Origin of the sequence: Marinobacter sp. NSM (assembly GCF_052380025.1) — a bacterium.
In the GTDB taxonomy this organism is placed as follows: Bacteria; Pseudomonadota; Gammaproteobacteria; order Pseudomonadales; family Oleiphilaceae; genus Marinobacter.
Genome location: NZ_JBQTCK010000006.1, coordinates 200,117 through 217,626, shown reverse-complemented (window position 1 = coordinate 217,626; position 17,510 = coordinate 200,117). Strand labels below are relative to the sequence as shown.

Below are 17,510 nucleotides of genomic sequence, written 5' to 3'. Positions count from 1 at the left end.
GGGCACTGTATGCACAGCCGCCAAGACACCAAAATCAGAACAACCGAGCAGCGACTCAGAACAACAACGGAGTAGCCTTCCAATGACAAGAAAAACTCAACCGTGGCAGCGTTGGACCAAGTTACCGCTTGCCGTCGCCATAGCCGCCGGCGTGTCCGCCCCGGCCTCTGCTATTTCCTTTTATGTGGGAGATGTTGAAGCGCAGTTCAATACCACGTTGTCAGCTGGTGTGGGTTGGAGAACTCAGAATCAGGACAAGCGCCTGATTGGCCAGGGCAACCTGGGCCCCGAGTATACGCCGGGTCAGCCGCTTGCCAATATCGGCGCCTCTACCAACAACTATGACGACGGTAACCTGAACTTTGACAAGGGTGACACCTACTCAAAGATTGTTAAGGGTAACAGTGAGCTGTTCCTCGATTACGCTGTAGACAGTAATGTGCTGACTCGCGTGGGTGGTCTGGTACGTGGCCGTTACTGGTATGACTTCGAACTGAAAGATGAAGGCCGGGCGACCGACGACGTAGGGCAGCAGCGAGAGCTGAATGAACGAGCCAAGGCCAATGCCTCCGGTGGTGAAATTCTTGACGCTTACATTTTTACTGACTGGTATTTCGGCAATATGCCTGTCAGTGCCCGTTATGGTAAGCAGGTAGTTAGCTGGGGTGAAAGTACGTTTATCCAGGGTGGTATCAATACCATTAACCCGATTGACGTTCCTGCCTTCCGCGCCCCGGGCGCCGAGCTGAAAGATGCTCTGTTGCCGGTGGAAATGTTCTATGTGTCGGCTGGCCTGACGGATAGCGTTACGGTTGAGGCGTTCGTTCAGGCAGATTGGGAGCCAGTGCGTCCTGACGATTGTGGTACTTTTTTCTCCACCAACGACTTTGCCGCTGACGGTTGCGGCCCGGTATTGTTGGCTGGCCAGTTGTCTGACTCCCAGGCTTTGGCGCAGGGCTTTGTTGCACCGCGGCTAGCTGATAAAGAAGCAGACTCTAAAGACCAGTTTGGTGTGGCATTGCGTTGGTACGTGCCGGCTCTGAATGATTCGGAATTCGGCTTTTATTACATCAAGTACAATAGCCGTCTTCCATACGTGAGTGGTCTGGTCAACAACCCTGCGTCTCCGAACGGCACTCAACAGAATGACCCGAACTTTCCGACTTCGACATTCCCCAGCTACTTCATTGAATACCCGGAGAATATCAATCTTTACGGTATCAGTGTGAACACAACCACTCCGGGTGGTTGGTCGTTGGGTGCGGAGTACAGTTTCCGTGATAATGTGCCATTGCAATGGAACGCATTCGAGTTGCTTCTTGGCGGCACGCAGGCCAGAACTGCGGCAGATGGAAACCAGACTCCGTTGAGCTTGCTTGAACGGCAGCGCCTGGCTGAATCCGGTGGTGGCAACCTGGCGGGCAAACCCGTTGAAGGTTACGATCGTTTCAAGGTGTCTCAGGCTCAGTTCACTCTGATCAAGTTCTTCGACCAGGTGATGGGTGCCAGTCGGCTGTCTCTGATCACCGAGTTCGGTGCGACCTACGTGCATGATCTGCCGGATTACTCCGAGGCGCGCTACGGCCGTTCCGGTACCTTCGGTGTCGGCCAGATTCCTCTGGAGTCGTTGGGTGGGGCTGATATCTGCGCTGGTGGTGCGAACATCAACACCAACTACTGCAACAACGAAGGGTTCACCACTTCCTTCTCCTGGGGCTACCGTTCGCGCCTGGTGTGGGATTATCCCAACGTTTTTGCGGGTATCAACCTGTCCCCGCAATTGGCGTGGAGCCACGACGTGAAGGGTTATGCGCCTCAGCCGGGCGGCGCCTTCAACGAGGGTAACAAGGCCATCGGCCTGTCTCTGGAAGCGGTTTACCAGAACAAAATCACCGGTAACATTGGTTACACAAACTTTTTCGGTGGCAAGCCGTATAACGAGTTGACCGACCGCGATTTCGTGAGTGCTAGCGTCTCTTACTCATTCTGAACCGGACCGAATTCGTTTAACGAGGTAATTTAAATGAAACTGAACAAGAAACTACTGGTCACAGGCGTACTGACTGCAAGTCTCTTTGCGGGCCAGGCCTGGGGCGCGGTTTCTGCTGAAGAAGCAGCCAAACTGGGCGACACGCTGACACCGATGGGCGCAGAGCGCGCAGGCAACGGTGGCGACATCCCTGAGTGGACAGGTGGCATGACCACCCCGCCGGCCGGATATAAGGGAGATGGTATTTATGTAAACCCATTCCCGAATGAGCAGCCGAAGTTTGTTATTGATCAAAGCAACGTTGATCAATACGCAGACAAGCTGTCCCCGGGTCAGGTTGCCATGATCAGGCAGTATCCGACTTATAAAATGCCTGTTTATCCGACTCATCGAACGGCTGTCTATCCCCAGGATATCATGGATGAGACTGTCAGAAACGCTACCCGTTCCGAGCTGATTCAAGGCGGAAATGGTATTGGCAACTACGCTAACGCAACGCCATTTCCGATTCCACAGAACGGCTTGGAAGCCATTTGGAACCACATTACCCGGTACCGTGGTGGCTCGGTTCAGCGTAACGTCGGCCAGGTTACCCCTACCGCTAACGGCGCGTTTTCGGTTGTGAAGTTCCAGGACGAGCTGTCCTGGAACCGTTATCTGTCGGATTACCAGGAAGGTCAGGACGATAACGTCCTGTTCTATTTCAAGCAGGCGATTACTGCTCCGGCACGTCTTGCAGGTAACGTGCTGCTGGTTCATGAAACTCTGGACCAGGTGAAAGAGCCTCGCCGGGCTTGGATCTACAACGCCGGTCAGCGCCGTGTTCGCCGTGCTCCACAGGTTGCCTACGATGGACCGGGTACCGCTGCCGATGGTATGCGTACCTCTGACAACTTCGACATGTTCAACGGCGCGCCAGATCGCTACAACTGGGAACTGGTCGGCAAGAAAGAGATGTATATCCCCTACAACTCTTACAAGCTTGTTGATCGTAGTCTGAGCTATGACGACATCATCAAGGCAGGCCACATCAACCAGGACCTGACTCGTTACGAGTTGCATCGGGTTTGGCATGTTCGCGCCACTCTGAAAGACGGTGAGCGCCATGTATATGCACAGCGTGACTTCTACCTGAACGAAGACTCCTGGCAGGCATCTGTCATTGATCATTACGACGGTCGTGGCGAGTTGTGGCGTGTGGCTGAAGCACATGGCATGCAGTTCTACGATCAGAACGTGCCTTGGTATGCCATTGAAGTGCTGTACGACCTGTTATCTGGTCGTTATCTGGCGCTTGGCTTGACCAACGAGGAGAGCAACCCGTATACCTTCGGCGTTGAGCGCCAGTCACGGGACTACACGCCGGCCGCGCTGCGCCGTGCGGGTACCCGGTAACAGGCGACCTTGGCAGTAACTGAAAACGGCGGGCCTTTGGTCCGCCGTTTTTTTTGTGGCCGTAACCTAACTTTTGGTGTTAAAAATTCGCCACTGACAAACTTTTTACACGTCAAAATTTTGCAGCTCACCCCACCTTTGGTTTAACCTTCTTCCAGGCAATTCATACTAAAGGCGTACCCGATGCAGGACGCCAAGCCATAATCCGTGAAAAGAAGATTCTTTTTACGCCGGTCTGTTGATAGCAGGAAGCCGGTTTTAAATGGGGCAGTGCGTGAAATCCTATAATGATGGCTGTGCAGCCAACGATGAATTTCAGTCCGCCAACAATGGCCTCGTGCATGGAGAGCTTGTACGAGACCTTCTGGAGCAAAGGCTTCAGATGCCGGCAATTCCTGTCTCCAGGCTAACCCGCCCCGAGCTGGACCAGCAGATCCTGGCCGCTATGTCGCCAGGGCATCTGTTGTTTCTGGAGGCGCCCAGTGGTTATGGCAAAACCCACTCCCTGGTCAGCGCACTCAGTTCTGCGCAGGATGCCAGTGTTCGCTGGGTTACACTTAACGGAGGTGACAACGCCCCTTCTCGTTTTCTTTCACTGTTGGCCACGGCCCTTGGTCTGTCTGACGTCTCAGCCCCAAATGGCGGTACTTTCCAGGATCATCTTTCTGTTCTTCTGGTCACCAAAGCCCGACAGAAGGAGTCCAATCGGGATGTACTGGTTCTGGATAATCTTCATCATCTGACGAACCCGGCCGTGGTGGGATTACTCCATCAACTGGCCACAGACATGCCTAACAACCTGGCGGTGGTGATGGCATCACGTTTACCTCTGCCGTTTGAAAGCCACACGCTGGATTTGCAGGGTGTCTATCAGCACTTATCTGTGGATCGTCTCGAGTTCTCCCGGTCTGAAACGTTCGAGTTTTTTCAACAAGCACGTGATGAACGACTGATTACCAGTGTGGCCATCGACCACCTGTACAACCTGACGGAAGGCTGGCCAACCCCACTGGCCTTGTATCTTCGTGAGCTCGCTCGTGGTGATGAAAGGAAGCCAGTTCACGAAACCGAGTCCGTGGAACGGTTTATCAAGAGCACTGTGCTTGCGCCGCTGGCGCAGTCACAGGTTCGCAGTTTGCGAGTGATGGCGGAACTCGAAAGCTGTTCAGATGAGCTGTTCCTCACGCTGGAGGGCACTACCGCAGAGCCGGATATGCCGCCATCGTCTGCGGCAGAGCGCGGATTGCCATTAAAGCAGGTGTCGGGGAGGGGGCGTTGGTATCGATTGAACCCATTACTCCAAGCCTGGTTACAGGCACCCGTGATGGGTGGTTATGCCACACGCATGTTGATGGCAAGCCGTTGGTTTGGGCAACGGGAGCAGTTACCGGAGGCGCTCAAGTACGCGTTGCTGGCGGGTGAGAATGATGAAGTCATACGCATTGCGTCCGAGGGCACCGAGGCACTGCTGTTGGGGCAAGACACGGCGTCGTTGCTGACGCTGCGGCGAAGCCTGCCTGTCCAGCTGCTGGAGCGGAGTGCCCGGCTGCGAATCGTCTACAGCTGGGTTCATGCGATTGGTGGCCAATTCCGCCAGGCGCGAGAGTTGCTCGAATCGTTCAGTGTGTCGGATCTGAAAGAACAGGAAGCCCGAATATACGCCCTTAAAGCGTTCATCCTTCGTGGTGAGGGCTTTGTGGCACCTGCGCTTGAGATGGCTGACAAGGCGCTGGCGACCGGAGGCTTGTCTACCCAGGCGCAACTGGTGACCCAAATTGTCAGGTCCAGTGCCTTGTGCGCTGGTGGGTACTTTCAGGCAGCGCGGGATGCCAATCGAACCGCTGCAAAGCTGGCTCGGGAGGCTGGCGACTCGGGTTCTGAAGCACTGGCAGTCTATGCTCACGCCAGAATTGAGTTGGGCAAAGGTGCTCTGGGCCATGCAGAACAGCTTTTGCGAACCGGGCTGGATACCGCCATGCAAGAGCTCAGTCGGCCCGCCCGGATTGGTGAAACACGGTTACAACTGAATCTGGTTCTGGTGCTCTGGCATAAAGGGCTCCTGAGAGAGGCTGATCGCCTGTTGGTGAGCTGTGCACGGCATGCGGAGCAAACGCGTGATCTGGGCCTGCTGCTGGCTATGGCGTTGCGGGTTCTGATGTGTCGGGCTCAGGGCCGTATGGATGACGCCTTTGTATGGATTGGCCGTGCCGAACGAACCATGCATTCCTGGCAGGTTGATGAGTCTGTTTACCTGCCGGTACTTGAAGCGCTGAAGGCGAGCTGTTGGTTGGCTTGCGGTCAACCTGAGAGCGCCTCCCAGGCGATGACAAAGCTGGCACCTTTCCGTAAGGACGGCTGTGTTCCCGAACTGTTCCCAATGATTCCGGGCTTGCTGGACTGTTTGCAGGTGCGGATTGATCTGGTGAACGGCGACCTGATTCGGGCCCGGGAACACCTCTCTGCTGTATATCACCGTTACGAAGACACCTTACCCTGGGGGCTTCTGCTTCATGCGGGCCTGCTGGATGCGGTGCTCCTGACGGAAGAAAAAGGGCTGCCAGCTGGCAGGCGACAGCTGGAAAGCGTCGTTCGGGAGGCCGCCAGGGAGCACTTCATCAGTCCTTTCGCAGAACTGATGCAGGAGCTACGCCCCCTCATGGAGAAGACCTTCAGGGGGTTGGAGAAATGCCCCTTTACCAGTGCGTTGGGCGAGCTGTTTGGTATCGAGGGCGCGGTGGTGGTTGCCGATGCGCTCGCGGAGCCAATCAGTGACCGGGAGCAGGGTGTTCTGGAACTGATTGCAAGGGGCCTGTCAAACCAGGAGATCGCAGACAAGCTGCACATCTCCCTGCATACCGTGAAAACCCATGCCCGCAGAATCAACGCCAAGCTGGAAGTGAAGTCCAGAACCCAGGCCATTGTGAGGGCCCGGGAGTTGGGGCTGCTTTAGTCAGCCCCCGGCCTTCAGCTCCTCAATCCGGGCATCTTTCTCTGCCCATATCTCGCTTACCCAGCGCTGGAAGTCCACGCGCAGTTCCCGGTTACCCTCGTAATCCATACCCAGAAATCGTTCTGGTACCTCCCGGGTGCGAATGTCGATAATGATCTTGTCTACCCTGCCGCACAGGTAGTCCCAGATGCCCGGCTTGCCGTTGGGGTACACGATGGTCACATCCAGCATCGTGTGAATCATCTCGCCCATGGCACCAAATACAAACGCCGTTCCACCTGCGCGGGGTTTCAGCAGGTTTTTATAGGGTGAATTCTGGCGGGCCTGTTTTTCTGGCGTAAAGCGGGTGCCTTCCATAAAGTTGAAGATGGTTACCGGCGTGTAGCGAAATTTCTCACAGGCAGCCCGGGTGGCTTCAATATCTTTGCCTTTCAGCTCCGGGCGTTTGGCAATCTGCTCTTTGGTATGGCGATGCATGAACGGAAAATCCAGCGCCCACCAGGCAACGCCCAGCAGGGGTACCCAGATTAATTGCTTCTTGAGAAAAAACTTCAGCAACGGGATCTTGCTGTTCAGTACGTACTGGATGGCGGGGATGTCTGTCCAGCTCTGGTGGTTACAGGTCACGAAGTACCAGTGTTTGCGGCTGAGTTCCTGGGCGCCCCGAACGTCCCATTCAACTCTATGGAAAAGTTTTACCAGTGTGTTATTAAAGCCTATCCAATACCAGGCGATGCCATTGACGATCACCGTGCAGACCTTGCGCACGACCATGACAGGTATCACCAGTTTGATGATCGCGAACAGCAGCAGGAACGGAAGGAAAACAACGGTATTCAGCAAAATAAGCAGAACCACCAGAACCCCTTTCAACGGGGCGGGCAGAAAATTGAGCATGGGTTACTGTCTCTATTGGTTCAGTTTTGGGTGTCAACCTTCAAACGGGTTGGCCAGGCTACCTTCCGCGCCGGGCAGCAGGGCGGCGTCTGCATCAGCGGAGGCCAGCCGCTCAAAGGTGTTGAGGGTGCGATCACCCAACAGTTTCCGGAACTCATGATCATAGAACTCAAGGTTGTTGTACCGAATCATGGAACGGATCTCTTTTATATACTCCTCACCCCGTTCGGAATAGCCAAGTAGGCCTTCCGCCATTTCCAGGCCGGAAAGCGGCTTTTCCGCCTGGCGGTTCTGTAACCGGAGGTCTCTTACCAGTTGATAAGTGGGGTGTCGGTTCAGGTTCTGAATATACGAGCGCACGGACTGGTAGGGAGAGGAAAATTTAGCCACCTCATGGCTGGCCCCATCAACACGGCTCAGGGGTACGAGACCACAGCCTTTGCTGAAGCACCACTGACCGAACAGGTTGTTACCCTCAGTGGCAAAGCGGGAAGTGCCCCAGGCGGATTCATTGGCCGCCTGTGCGAGAATCAGCGACGGTGGAATAACATCCAGGCGCTTGCGTAACCGTGCAAATTGTTCATTGCTCCCTGCCGCGGCGTCAACCCTCAGGCGCTGAGCCTGGTCAGTCAGCCACTTCTCTTCCAGGTTCGAGAGTTCGGTTTTGTTGGCAAGCGACTCAAGGTATTCGCGCTCAAGCAAGATGCGAGAGTTGGCAAGAACAATCCGCGGATAAAGGAACGAGAAGAACGCAACTTTGCGTTCGGTGGTGTCGCTGTAACCTGAGAAATCCGGAAGGTCTTCGTTTGCCCAGGCGGGGAGGCGCGGAAGCGACGCAAGAACCACTTCATCATCACCGTTACCTTCACCAGAATAGTCTGGTGGAACGTAAAGAGCACCGGCTACAGCGAACAGAACCAAAGGAACAAGCAGCATCAGCGCCCGGGTAACGGCAGTCATAAAACCTCTCGTCTTTATGGGTATGTCAGGCGATATGGCAGAAATTATAACAGGTTATACGAGGGCGTCCTGAGTATTGGTTCTGTTAGTCCGATTCCGGGATTACCGTGGCTATCAGTAATCCGGTCTGAAACTCGGGGCCGGTGTTATCCCGCAGGGTCAGAAATATCTGATCACCTGTTCCTGCGTAGAATCCCGCGAGTGTGAGTTCGCCGCCGCTAAGGGTGATCTTGCCGTCTTCCGAAGCCGTGACGCCGAGTGCGGACGCCAGGCTGGCTTGTCTCGGTTCAGAGACGTTACTGGATGGGATGTCGTGGTGAATCTTAAAGCCGGCAGCGTTAATGACCGCGCCGCCTTCGTCGTCCAGTTCCAGCAAGCCGTTGTGGATCTGATGCATCCGACTGGTGTTATCGGTCATGGCGACGATAACGCCCTGAAGCCTGTAGCGGGCTGGCACCAGTGAGCCAGTGGGGGGCTGGCCTGCAATCACCAGGCCGTCGCCAAGGTAACTGTCATCCAGATTGAGGGCTATCAGTGAGCCGTCTGGGGTGGTGGCGCCAAGGCCCATATATGGAGGCGTGGTTTCTGGGCCCATTTCGGGCGTACTGCATTCATTGCCGGGATCTTCCTCATAAAGGGTCAGCCTGCCCATGTACCGGTCTGACTGGCTCAGGCAAGATAATCGGTTAGCCAGATTCCAGTCACCGGTTCCAGAACTCGCCTCTGCTCGCACCTGGCCATTACTGGCCCGGACAACCCGAAACTGATCGAGTGTCACCTCAGCTGCCAGCCGGTTGCCATCAGGGGTTTGGGTGTCCCAGTTTCCGTGCCCGGTTTCGAAAGCCAGTGGATCATCCTCATTGCCGAATCGGGGCGCGATATACACCAGGTTATAGCGTTGCTCTGCCAGTGTGGACAGGCTGAAATTGCTGCTACGCTCCAGGTGAAGCTCAATCACAGAAAGGTAGTGGTCTTCCAAAGTGTCCTGGCGTTTGAGTTTGCCTCCGTCGTCCTGCAGCTCAATGGCTTTGCCGGCCGAAAAATAGCTGGTGAGCACTCGGTCTGGGCTGCTGTCCTGTTCTGCCGGCGCGGAGGTAAAAGCGTCCAGATGATAGGGATTTCGGGTCCAGCCCGTGATTCGACTGCTGTCGCGGCCAGTCACACTCTGGTAAAGGGCGCGGCCTGCCAGCAACCGGGCGGGGTTGATCGCATCACCGTTCTGGGCATCGCTTCGGGGTGGGGTGAGTGTGGCTGCCCCGGGAGCGCTTGAATGGCTGTTGCGTGCCCAAAGATCCGACCCCCGGCTGAAGAAAGTCTGGACGCCGCCGTTGTCCAAACCGTGAATGAGTGTTTGCCGATCGTACGGAATGTCGGTGGCCAAAGAGGTGACATTGATGTTGAACGCTTCAAACGATGTGAGCGTGAGCGCTGGGTACAGATAGGCGCTTCCGGTGGCTGTGAGCGCCTCTTCCTGGGCGGTGCGGACGCCCCATTGGCCGGCCCCGAGCGCATTGGATTCCCGAAAGGTCTGGCCAAGCTCCAGCCCCAGGAAGACCGAATTGTAATCGGCGGAACTGGCGCGCACGGTGTCTGAATTATCCTGGCCGAGCAGGGCATAATCTGCCATGGCAGCCACGTAGGCTTTGAAGTCGGCCCGGGCATCAAGCCGATCGAGGGCGCTGGCAATACTCGCATTGGTGGCGATATCGATCTCGAAGTCATGCACCTGGTCCGCGACCGTGCCCCAAACATACTTATTCAGGCAAAGGCTGCTGTTGACACAATTCATGACCGTTTGAAAATCGACGGCATCGTAATTCCCCAGACCCTCGACAACCAGGTAATGGGAAAACGGGTTTACCTTCACATCCCGGTCCGAGTCGGCGGCGAGGGCTTTGAGCGTTGTGCCGCGATAGGAGGCTTCGATAACAACATCGGGGCCTATGGGGACCCCATCCTCAAACGCAATAATCAGGTAACCGTCATCGTCCGTGGCAGTTGAAAAACGCACCGTGCCAAGGTCTTTCCTGAGGGTATAGTCCGTACGGTAAACCTCGACACGGTCGGGCACCACAATCCGCAGATTCCTGCGCGTGGGTTCACCCTGCGGGGCAACGCTGGCCGGCACTTCCATGGTAACCCGGGCTTCGTTCGGTTTCAGACCGCGGGCGTTGTTGGAGTCGCCGGTACTGCCAGGGCTGAAATCGTCCAGGGCATTGACGGCATTGCCGAACCGGTTGGGGATTTCCTTGACACCATCAATAGCGCTGTCGCCGCTGCAGGCGGTGAGTGTAAGGGTGGCGGCCAGGAGGGTGGGGAGGTTCAATCTCATGCCAGACAATCCGTTGAGTAAGTATCCGGGAAGCCTAGCAACAAAAAGCGGGGGAGAGCGTGAGGAGTAGCACGAATCCGCTACCCCGCGAGTCGGCCGGGTAACGGATTCTGCTTCGGTGAGAGGCGGTTAGAAGAAAATCTTGATGCCGGCCAGCACACCTTCATCCAGGTTGATGTCTGGGGAGCCGGCAAAGTCCAGCTCGGTGTTCAGGTAGCGGTAACCGGCAAACACCTCAGCATTGCGAATCACACGGTAGCTTCCGCGCAGTTCCAGGCTGGTCATGTCGTCGGAATCGCCGAATGACAGAATGGTCGGGGCGTAGTGCAGGCTGCCGGTGAAAGACAGGCCCGGGACATCCGGAACATTGACGGTGGCAAAACCGCCCAGGCCCACGGCACCGCCGTCGACGTCGAAACGGCGCTCATCGTAGAAGACACCCTTCAGGCCAACGCCCGCAGTGGTGGGCAGGTTGCCAATGGAGGTGCGGCCCTGTGCGTGAAAATCGATGTTGCCGATATGGCGACGGCTGTCACGGTAGGTGTAGCCTGCGCCCAGCTGAATATCGTTTTGCGCGCCGAAGAAGTTCACCTGACCCTTCGCGGAGTTGTTGGTGAGACTCACGTCCAGATCAGCGGCAAACACGGGGGCAGCTGCCAGAGAAAGCGCCAGGGCGGAGATGCGGGTTACTTTCATGTTTACACCTTTGTTGCTGTCGTTTTGGTTCGGGCCGGCTGGAACCGCCGGCATCAGCGATAGTTATGACTGAGAGGATGGTAACGACCTGCCAACCGCATCACAACTTAAAAGCCCGTAAGTCATTGGACAAGGTGTTCAGGCGCGTTGATGTGGCCGTGCGGGTTCAGTGCCGTGTTACTTCGTCGATCTGGTCAAGATCATCGGGAGAGACGTTCTGGGCGGGTACCCGGTACTCTTCATTGGCCCAGGCGCCAAGATCAATCAATTTGCATCGCTCAGAACAGAAAGGGCGAAACGGGTTGGTTTCCGTCCATTCAACGGATTTTTTGCAAGTGGGGCATTCAACATTCATATCAGAATCCGGGCTGTAGGTAACATGCCGGTGCTCAGGATTCAGCAGCGGCCTGGCAGTATTGTTCCAGTACTGCCCGCAGCATTTCAAGGTTGACAGGCTTGGCCACAAACGCATCCATACCCGCCGCCCTGCAACGTTCTTCGTCTTCTTCCATGGCGCTGGCGGTTAGCGCAACTACCGGTACCCTGGCCCGGTGATGGTCATCTTCCCAGCGGCGCAACCTTCGAGTGGCCTCAAAGCCATCCATGCGTGGCATCACGCAATCCATGAATATCAGGTCAAACTGATGCCACTGCCAGAGTGCAGACGCGGCCTGGCCGTCGTTGGCGGTCATTACCTCACAGCCGAGCTTTTCCAGCAGCCGCCGGGTGAGGGTGCGGTTCACCGGGTTGTCTTCAACCAGCAGCACCCGCATGCGGCCACACGGGATTTCCCGGCGCTTGATGGTGACATCGGATATGGCCTGAAGTGAGAAACGGGTCAGGAAACGGCGCTCCTGCTTCTCCACATCCAGAAACAGCTGGTTGAGGATGGGGATCAGGTACGATTCCCGCAGCGATTTGCTCAGAAAAGCGTCCGCCCCGGCCTGTCGAAAATGTTCGGCATCACCGCGCTGAGGATTGGACGAGAGAATCAACAGCCGCATTTCTCCCCACTGCGGGTTGCTGCGAATCTGTCGGCATAGCAGGTCGCTGTCCATATCCGGCACAAACCCATCAAGAATGATGGCGTGGTATGGCTCACCGGCATCGAAGGCCTGGCGCAGGCAGGTCAGGGCCTCACCTGCGGCTTTCACCGCTTCAATCTGGACCTCGTAACGAGACAGCATTTCCAGTGTGATCTTGCGTGACAGCTCGTAAGAATCCACCACCAGAATCTTTCGGCCCCTGACCATATGGGAATCAGGTCGAATGCGGGTTGAGGCATCACCAGCCGCCTGCAGGGTCAACTCCACCCAGAAGGTGGAGCCTTGCCCGGGGCGGCTTTCCAGATCCATGGACCCATCCATCAGATCAACCAGTTGTCGGCAAATGGTCAGCCCAAGTCCCGCGCCGGGCAGTTGCCGCTGGAACCGTTGGCCCAGTTGCACATAGGGTTCGTACACCAGCGGAATGTCTTCGGGGTTAATGCCAACGCCGGTATCCTCAACCGCCAGGCGCAAAAGGACATTGCCTTCTTTTCTACCCAGTACCTCGATGCTGATCAGCACATGGCCGGAATCGGTAAATTTGATGGCGTTGGAGAGCAGGTTGAGCAATACCTGCCGTAGTCGCACCGGGTCGCCCATCATGGCCCAGGGCAGGTTTTCGTCAACCCGCATTTCCAGGGCCAGGCCTTTTTCCCTGGCCCTCGAACCCAGCATGTGGATCAAATCGTTGAGGGTTTCCCTGAGATCGAATGGGATCGCCTCCAGTTCCAGTTTGCCGGCTTCCATGCTGGAGATATCCAGCAGGTCATTGATGATGGATGACAGGCTCTGAGAAGCGTTAAGCAGTGTGCTGACGTATTCCCGCTGTTCCTGGTCCAGCGGGGTGTCGGTCAGCAGGTTGGCGTATCCCAATACGGACTGAAGCGGAATGCGCAGCTCGTGGCTGACATTGGCCAGAAACTGGTTTTTCGCGTGGTTGGCCCGAATGGCTTCATCCCGTTCGCCCAGGGTTTTGATGGTGGTCTGGCGCAGTGAGCGGGTGTCTTCCAGAATCTGCAGGCGCATCTTGTTGAGCGCCTGCTCAAGCTCCGACAGCTCATCCGGCCTGCGGGGCGGCTTTCTGCGCAGTTGGAGCGGATCAACCAGGGCGTCCAGGTTCAACTTGGCCGCGTAATCGGCCATGGTTTCCAGGTGGCGGGACAAAGTCACCCGCACGATCAGCAGTAACCCAAGGGTGCCAAACATAACCACAATGGACTGGAACAACAGGTTCATCAAAGCCTGATCCAGAACATTGTCGTAAATCTGCTCAACGGAGGACACCACCGTTAGCTCTCCGACTCGCCGGGGCTGGTCAAACGTGGAGCGATTGAACTCAAGGGGAAAGGTCTGGGAAATCACCCGGTCTTCCGGATACTGGCCAGTGCTGAATTCCTCACCCGTGGTGGTAATGACACGGGCATACTGCACCGAGGGCATGGCCCGCATGTCGTCGAGGCTGTTGGCTACTTCGCTGAAGTTCATTACCCACAAGTTGGTGCCCATGCTGCCGGATATCAGCTCAACGGCCCGCTCCTGGCTCGACTGAAGTTCCGCTTTCTGGCGATCAAACTCGCCAATCATCTGAACGCCGGTCGCCACCAAAGACAGAATCACGCTATAAAGCAGTACCCACCCCAGCAGGCGGAGAGCCAGCGGGCGAACACCTAAACGCTTTAAAAACCGGTTGGAAAGCAAGGCACAAGTTCCCTGTGTCGACTACAAATTCACCAGCAGGAGTTTAACAGACGGATATCACTTCCACACGTATCTTTGAATCATCGTTCACAAAACGAAAACGCACATTCAGGTCATAAAGGTTGGCGCCGTAAATGCGCTCTTCATCTCGCCCGCGGCGAAAGGACGGCCTGGGGTCATAGCTGACAACGTCTTCGATTAACGCTCGCACATCCGGATAGTCATCCGCTGCCAGGCCCGCCAGTTGCTCGTCGGCCTCAGGGCTGAATGCCACGTCGGCACGCTCGGTGGGCGCAGACTCTGCCCAGCCGAGGGAAGCCTCCGGCACTGAATCGGCAAACGGCAAATAGGGTTTGATATCTAATATTGGCGTGCCTTCGATCAGGTCGTGGTCGCTGATGCGCAGAACCAGCTGCCCGTTTTTGCGAATCAACCCCTCGTTCCTGACCACCGACAAACCAAGGCTGTTAGGCCTGAAAGGCGAGCGACTGGCGAAGACGCCGATCTTTTTGTTACCGCCTAGCCGTGGGGGGCGAACCACCGGCCGCCACTCGGCACGAATGGCCTCGTGGAACTGAAACGTAAGCCACAGATGACTGGCGGTTTCCAGGCCCCGAAAGGCGTCTTCCCGGTCAAACGGGCTCTGGATCAGCAGCTCGGCATGGGCATGGCGCGTAAGCCCCGGTTGGCGTGGCACCCCGAACTTGTCTTTGAAGCAGGAGTGGGTAATGGCAATGGGAGTGAGTGTGAGAGCCTGGTCTGCCGGTCGGGATTTGTGGCGTGGTCTGGTCATATCAGTGTCGGTCAATCATGCCTGAAAAGTACATTTCGATTCGGAACACCACCGAGGCCTGATCTTTAAAGCTCTTCTCGCGTGGAAACTCCATGGCCGGGATAAGTTCTGCAAACAGCCAGTTTTCGTACAGCCGGTATCTCCAGGTAATATCTGCAAAGTATGATGTGGTGCGCCACGATGGTTGGCTTTCACCAAGGGCCCCCAGCCTGGGGGTGAGGACGGAACGATGGCTGAGCCGTTTACGCGTGCTGAAGATCTGTGCTGCTTCAAACTTGCGGTCCTGGTGCAACCACTCGAGCTCCGATGACGTGTAGAAATGCCAGCCGTTGCCAAGTGACCGGTCTGCGCCGAACCATGACCGCGCGCCCCATCCCCGGGTATGGTAGTAGTATACCCGCTGCTGTACATTCAGCGCCCAGGCATCATCCAGTTGCCAGCCCTTGCTGGCGGTGGTTCGCCAGAACATTTCCGGTGGCAATCTCAGGCGGCCGCCCACATCGGTGGACAGATTGATGGCGTCGCCCACTCGGGTAAGAAAACGCAGGGCGCCGGTGGTCTCCGTATCGGTACGGTCGGGTTCCGTGAGTTGCCTGTCTCTTTCCCGCTCCCCGAGGGGGATCAGCTCATCGCTCTCGCTCTCGATGACCAGGCGCAGCTTCTGCTGGGTGGTGGGCACATCCAGCCGAAACCTCAGCTCCGGTTTGAATTGCGCCGGATCACTGTATTCCGACTCCGCAGCGAACCCGATTCTCAGATAGCTCTCATTATTCGGCAGTGACTGAGTAGACCCAGACAAGGTGCGGTCAGCCCAGGCACCAAAGCTCTGGACCTTCCTGCCGTGAATGCGCTCCTGTCGGATCACCCAGTTGCTGAAGTTCATCCACAAGGAATCTTCTGGTTCTGCCCAGTATTCATCGGGTTCAAACGTGTAGAACGAATACGGGAGTGATTCCGGTGCCAGTACATCCGGAATGGCGGAATCTCTTACCGTAAACACCGGCTCTGCTGAATGAGCGAGCGATGAGGCCAGCAACGTATAAAATAAAAACGGGGCGGCCCGATGTCTCGGCCGGGGCTCCTTAACGAAACTCAAACAGGAACCGAGTATGCAATTCACAAACCTGGCGCTCCACATCCTGTAAAGGGCAGTTATTGTCAATCACAGCGTCTGCCCGAGAACGCCGCTCCTCCCTGGCCATTTGCGCTGCCATAATGCGCTCAACCTGAGCCTGGCTATTATCATCCCGCGCCATGGTGCGTTCAATCTGAACGTCTTCCGGTACGTCGACAACTACGGTGCGATCCACTAGTTCGTACTGATCGGTTTCCAGCAATAACGGCGAAACCAGCAGAACATAAGGCTGGGTATAGGAGGCCTCTGGTGATTGCAGTTGTCTGACCAGCTCCTTGCGGATGACAGGATGTAACAGGCGTTCAAGCCAGTGTCGCTCTTCCGGGTCCTCAAACACCCGCTGCCGAAGCGCTGCCCTGTCCAGTGCGCCGTCTGCCTGCAGAATCTCGCGGCCAAAATGCTCAGCAATTGCAGCCAGCCCAGCCGTTCCTGGCTCAACCACCTCCCGCGCCACATCATCCGCATCCACCCAGTGCACACCCAAGTCCCCAAAGATACGCACCACCGTAGACTTCCCGGAACCAATCCCGCCAGTTAACCCAACAATCTTCAAGCCAAGCTCCAAACCTGCAATCTACAAAGGGGTCTGACCCGAAACGGACACCAAACCAACCAGTCTACAAAGGGGTCTGACCCCGAACGGGGTCAGACCCCACCCTTCTGCCAGCGCCAATCTCCTAGAATAGCGCCCTAGTCAAACCCCCAAAAACCCAAACCAAACCGCCTGAATTTCATCGCCAAACCACAAACAAAGCAACCCAGCCGCCGCCAGATAAGGCCCAAACGGAATCGGCACCTCACGCCCATGCTTCTTGAACACCATCAGCGCAATACCAACCCCCGCCCCCACCAGGGACGACAGCAAAATCACCGCCGGCAACAATTGCCACCCCAGCCAGGCACCAAGCGCTGCCAACAGCTTGAAATCCCCATGACCCATGCCTTCCTTGCCAGTCACCAGCTTGAATAGCCAGTACACCGACCAAAGCGACAAGTACCCGGCAACGGCACCCCAGAAGGCACTGTTAAAGTCCGTCAGCACGCCGAAATAGTTCAACACCAGGCCGAGCCACATCAGGGGCAGGGTAATGCTGTCTGGCAGCAGCTGCGTGTCGAAATCGATCATCGTCAGCGCCACCAGGGCCCATACCAGCAGCAAGGCCCAAAGTGCGGATTCAGTAGGCCCCAGCACAGCGACGGTTACCACCGAGAAGATGGCCGTGATGGCTTCGATGATCGGGTAGCGCGGCGAAATCGGTGTTTTACAAGAGGAGCATTTACCCCGCAGCACCAGCCAGCTGATCACCGGGATATTTTCCCAGGCCCGAATCTGATGGCCACAGGAGGGGCAGGTAGACGCGGGCTTTGAAAGGGAAAGTGGTGTTTCCTGCTTTCTTTGCTTTTCCGGTACCTCCAGAAACTCTTCACACTGGCAACGCCATTCCTGCTGCATCATTTTTGGCAGGCGCAGGATGACTACGTTCAGGAAGCTGCCGATGCAGAGGGAGAAGAGGGTGACTGTGAGGTATAGGAGCCAGGGGGTGGAGAGGAGTTGGTCTAGGAAGGGCATTCAGGGGCTCATTGTTGAATTTATTTCTTTAATCGCCTCCTCCCAGTT

At 56.3% G+C, this 17,510-nt stretch carries 13 protein-coding genes; 3 read left to right on the top strand and 10 right to left on the bottom strand.

Going from position 1 to position 17,510, the window contains the following annotated elements; translation table 11 throughout:
* Window positions 1-82 precede the first annotated feature (82 nt).
* The 3 genes from ACTZWX_RS14340 to ACTZWX_RS14330 all read left to right on the top strand — a co-directional run bounded on the left by ACTZWX_RS14340 (window position 83) and on the right by ACTZWX_RS14330 (window position 6,335).
* Complete coding sequence (locus ACTZWX_RS14340) at window positions 83-1,990, top strand: DUF1302 domain-containing protein (RefSeq protein WP_444714527.1); 1,908 nt, start codon at window positions 83-85, stop codon at window positions 1,988-1,990.
* Window positions 1,991-2,023: 33 nt separating this feature from the next.
* Window positions 2,024-3,385 carry a DUF1329 domain-containing protein gene (locus ACTZWX_RS14335; protein ID WP_444714526.1) on the top strand — a complete coding sequence of 454 codons (1,362 nt, stop codon included), beginning with the start codon at window positions 2,024-2,026 and terminating at the stop codon, window positions 3,383-3,385.
* Window positions 3,386-3,659: 274 nt separating this feature from the next.
* Window positions 3,660-6,335: a LuxR C-terminal-related transcriptional regulator gene (locus tag ACTZWX_RS14330; protein ID WP_444714525.1), complete on the top strand. Its 2,676-nt coding sequence runs from the start codon at window positions 3,660-3,662 to the stop codon at window positions 6,333-6,335.
* Here ACTZWX_RS14330 and ACTZWX_RS14325 read toward each other — a convergent pair whose 3' ends face one another.
* The 10 genes from ACTZWX_RS14325 to ACTZWX_RS14280 form a co-directional block, all read right to left on the bottom strand.
* Window positions 6,336-7,232: an acyltransferase gene (locus tag ACTZWX_RS14325; protein WP_444714524.1), complete on the bottom strand. Its 897-nt coding sequence runs from the start codon at window positions 7,230-7,232 to the stop codon at window positions 6,336-6,338.
* 33 nt (window positions 7,233-7,265) lie between these two features.
* A complete protein-coding gene (locus ACTZWX_RS14320; protein ID WP_444714523.1) occupies window positions 7,266-8,192 on the bottom strand; it encodes a glucosaminidase domain-containing protein in 927 nt (308 codons plus the stop codon).
* 85 nt (window positions 8,193-8,277) lie between these two features.
* A complete protein-coding gene (locus tag ACTZWX_RS14315; protein ID WP_444714522.1) occupies window positions 8,278-10,524 on the bottom strand; it encodes a hypothetical protein in 2,247 nt (748 codons plus the stop codon).
* Window positions 10,525-10,653: 129 nt separating this feature from the next.
* On the bottom strand, window positions 10,654-11,220 hold the full coding sequence (locus ACTZWX_RS14310) for a YfaZ family outer membrane protein (RefSeq protein WP_444714521.1): 567 nt from the start codon (window positions 11,218-11,220) through the stop codon (window positions 10,654-10,656).
* A 166-nt stretch (window positions 11,221-11,386) separates the two neighbouring features.
* Window positions 11,387-11,575 carry a DNA gyrase inhibitor YacG gene (gene yacG, locus ACTZWX_RS14305; RefSeq protein ID WP_444714520.1) on the bottom strand — a complete coding sequence of 63 codons (189 nt, stop codon included), beginning with the start codon at window positions 11,573-11,575 and terminating at the stop codon, window positions 11,387-11,389.
* Between the two features lie 34 nt (window positions 11,576-11,609).
* Window positions 11,610-13,964: a response regulator gene (locus ACTZWX_RS14300; protein ID WP_444714519.1), complete on the bottom strand. Its 2,355-nt coding sequence runs from the start codon at window positions 13,962-13,964 to the stop codon at window positions 11,610-11,612.
* Window positions 13,965-14,007: 43 nt separating this feature from the next.
* Window positions 14,008-14,757 (bottom strand): tRNA (N6-threonylcarbamoyladenosine(37)-N6)-methyltransferase TrmO, encoded by a 750-nt coding sequence (gene tsaA / locus ACTZWX_RS14295; RefSeq protein WP_444714518.1) that lies wholly within the window; start codon window positions 14,755-14,757, stop codon window positions 14,008-14,010.
* Between the two features lies 1 nt (window position 14,758).
* Window positions 14,759-15,757, bottom strand: coding sequence for a hypothetical protein (locus ACTZWX_RS14290; protein ID WP_444714517.1), 999 nt, complete (start codon window positions 15,755-15,757; stop codon window positions 14,759-14,761).
* A gap of 82 nt (window positions 15,758-15,839) precedes the next feature.
* Entirely contained in the window at window positions 15,840-16,445 is a 606-nt protein-coding gene (coaE, locus tag ACTZWX_RS14285) for a dephospho-CoA kinase (protein ID WP_444714516.1), read from the bottom strand.
* A gap of 141 nt (window positions 16,446-16,586) precedes the next feature.
* On the bottom strand, window positions 16,587-17,462 hold the full coding sequence (locus ACTZWX_RS14280; RefSeq protein WP_444714515.1) for a prepilin peptidase: 876 nt from the start codon (window positions 17,460-17,462) through the stop codon (window positions 16,587-16,589).
* Between the last annotated feature and the right edge of the window lie 48 nt (window positions 17,463-17,510).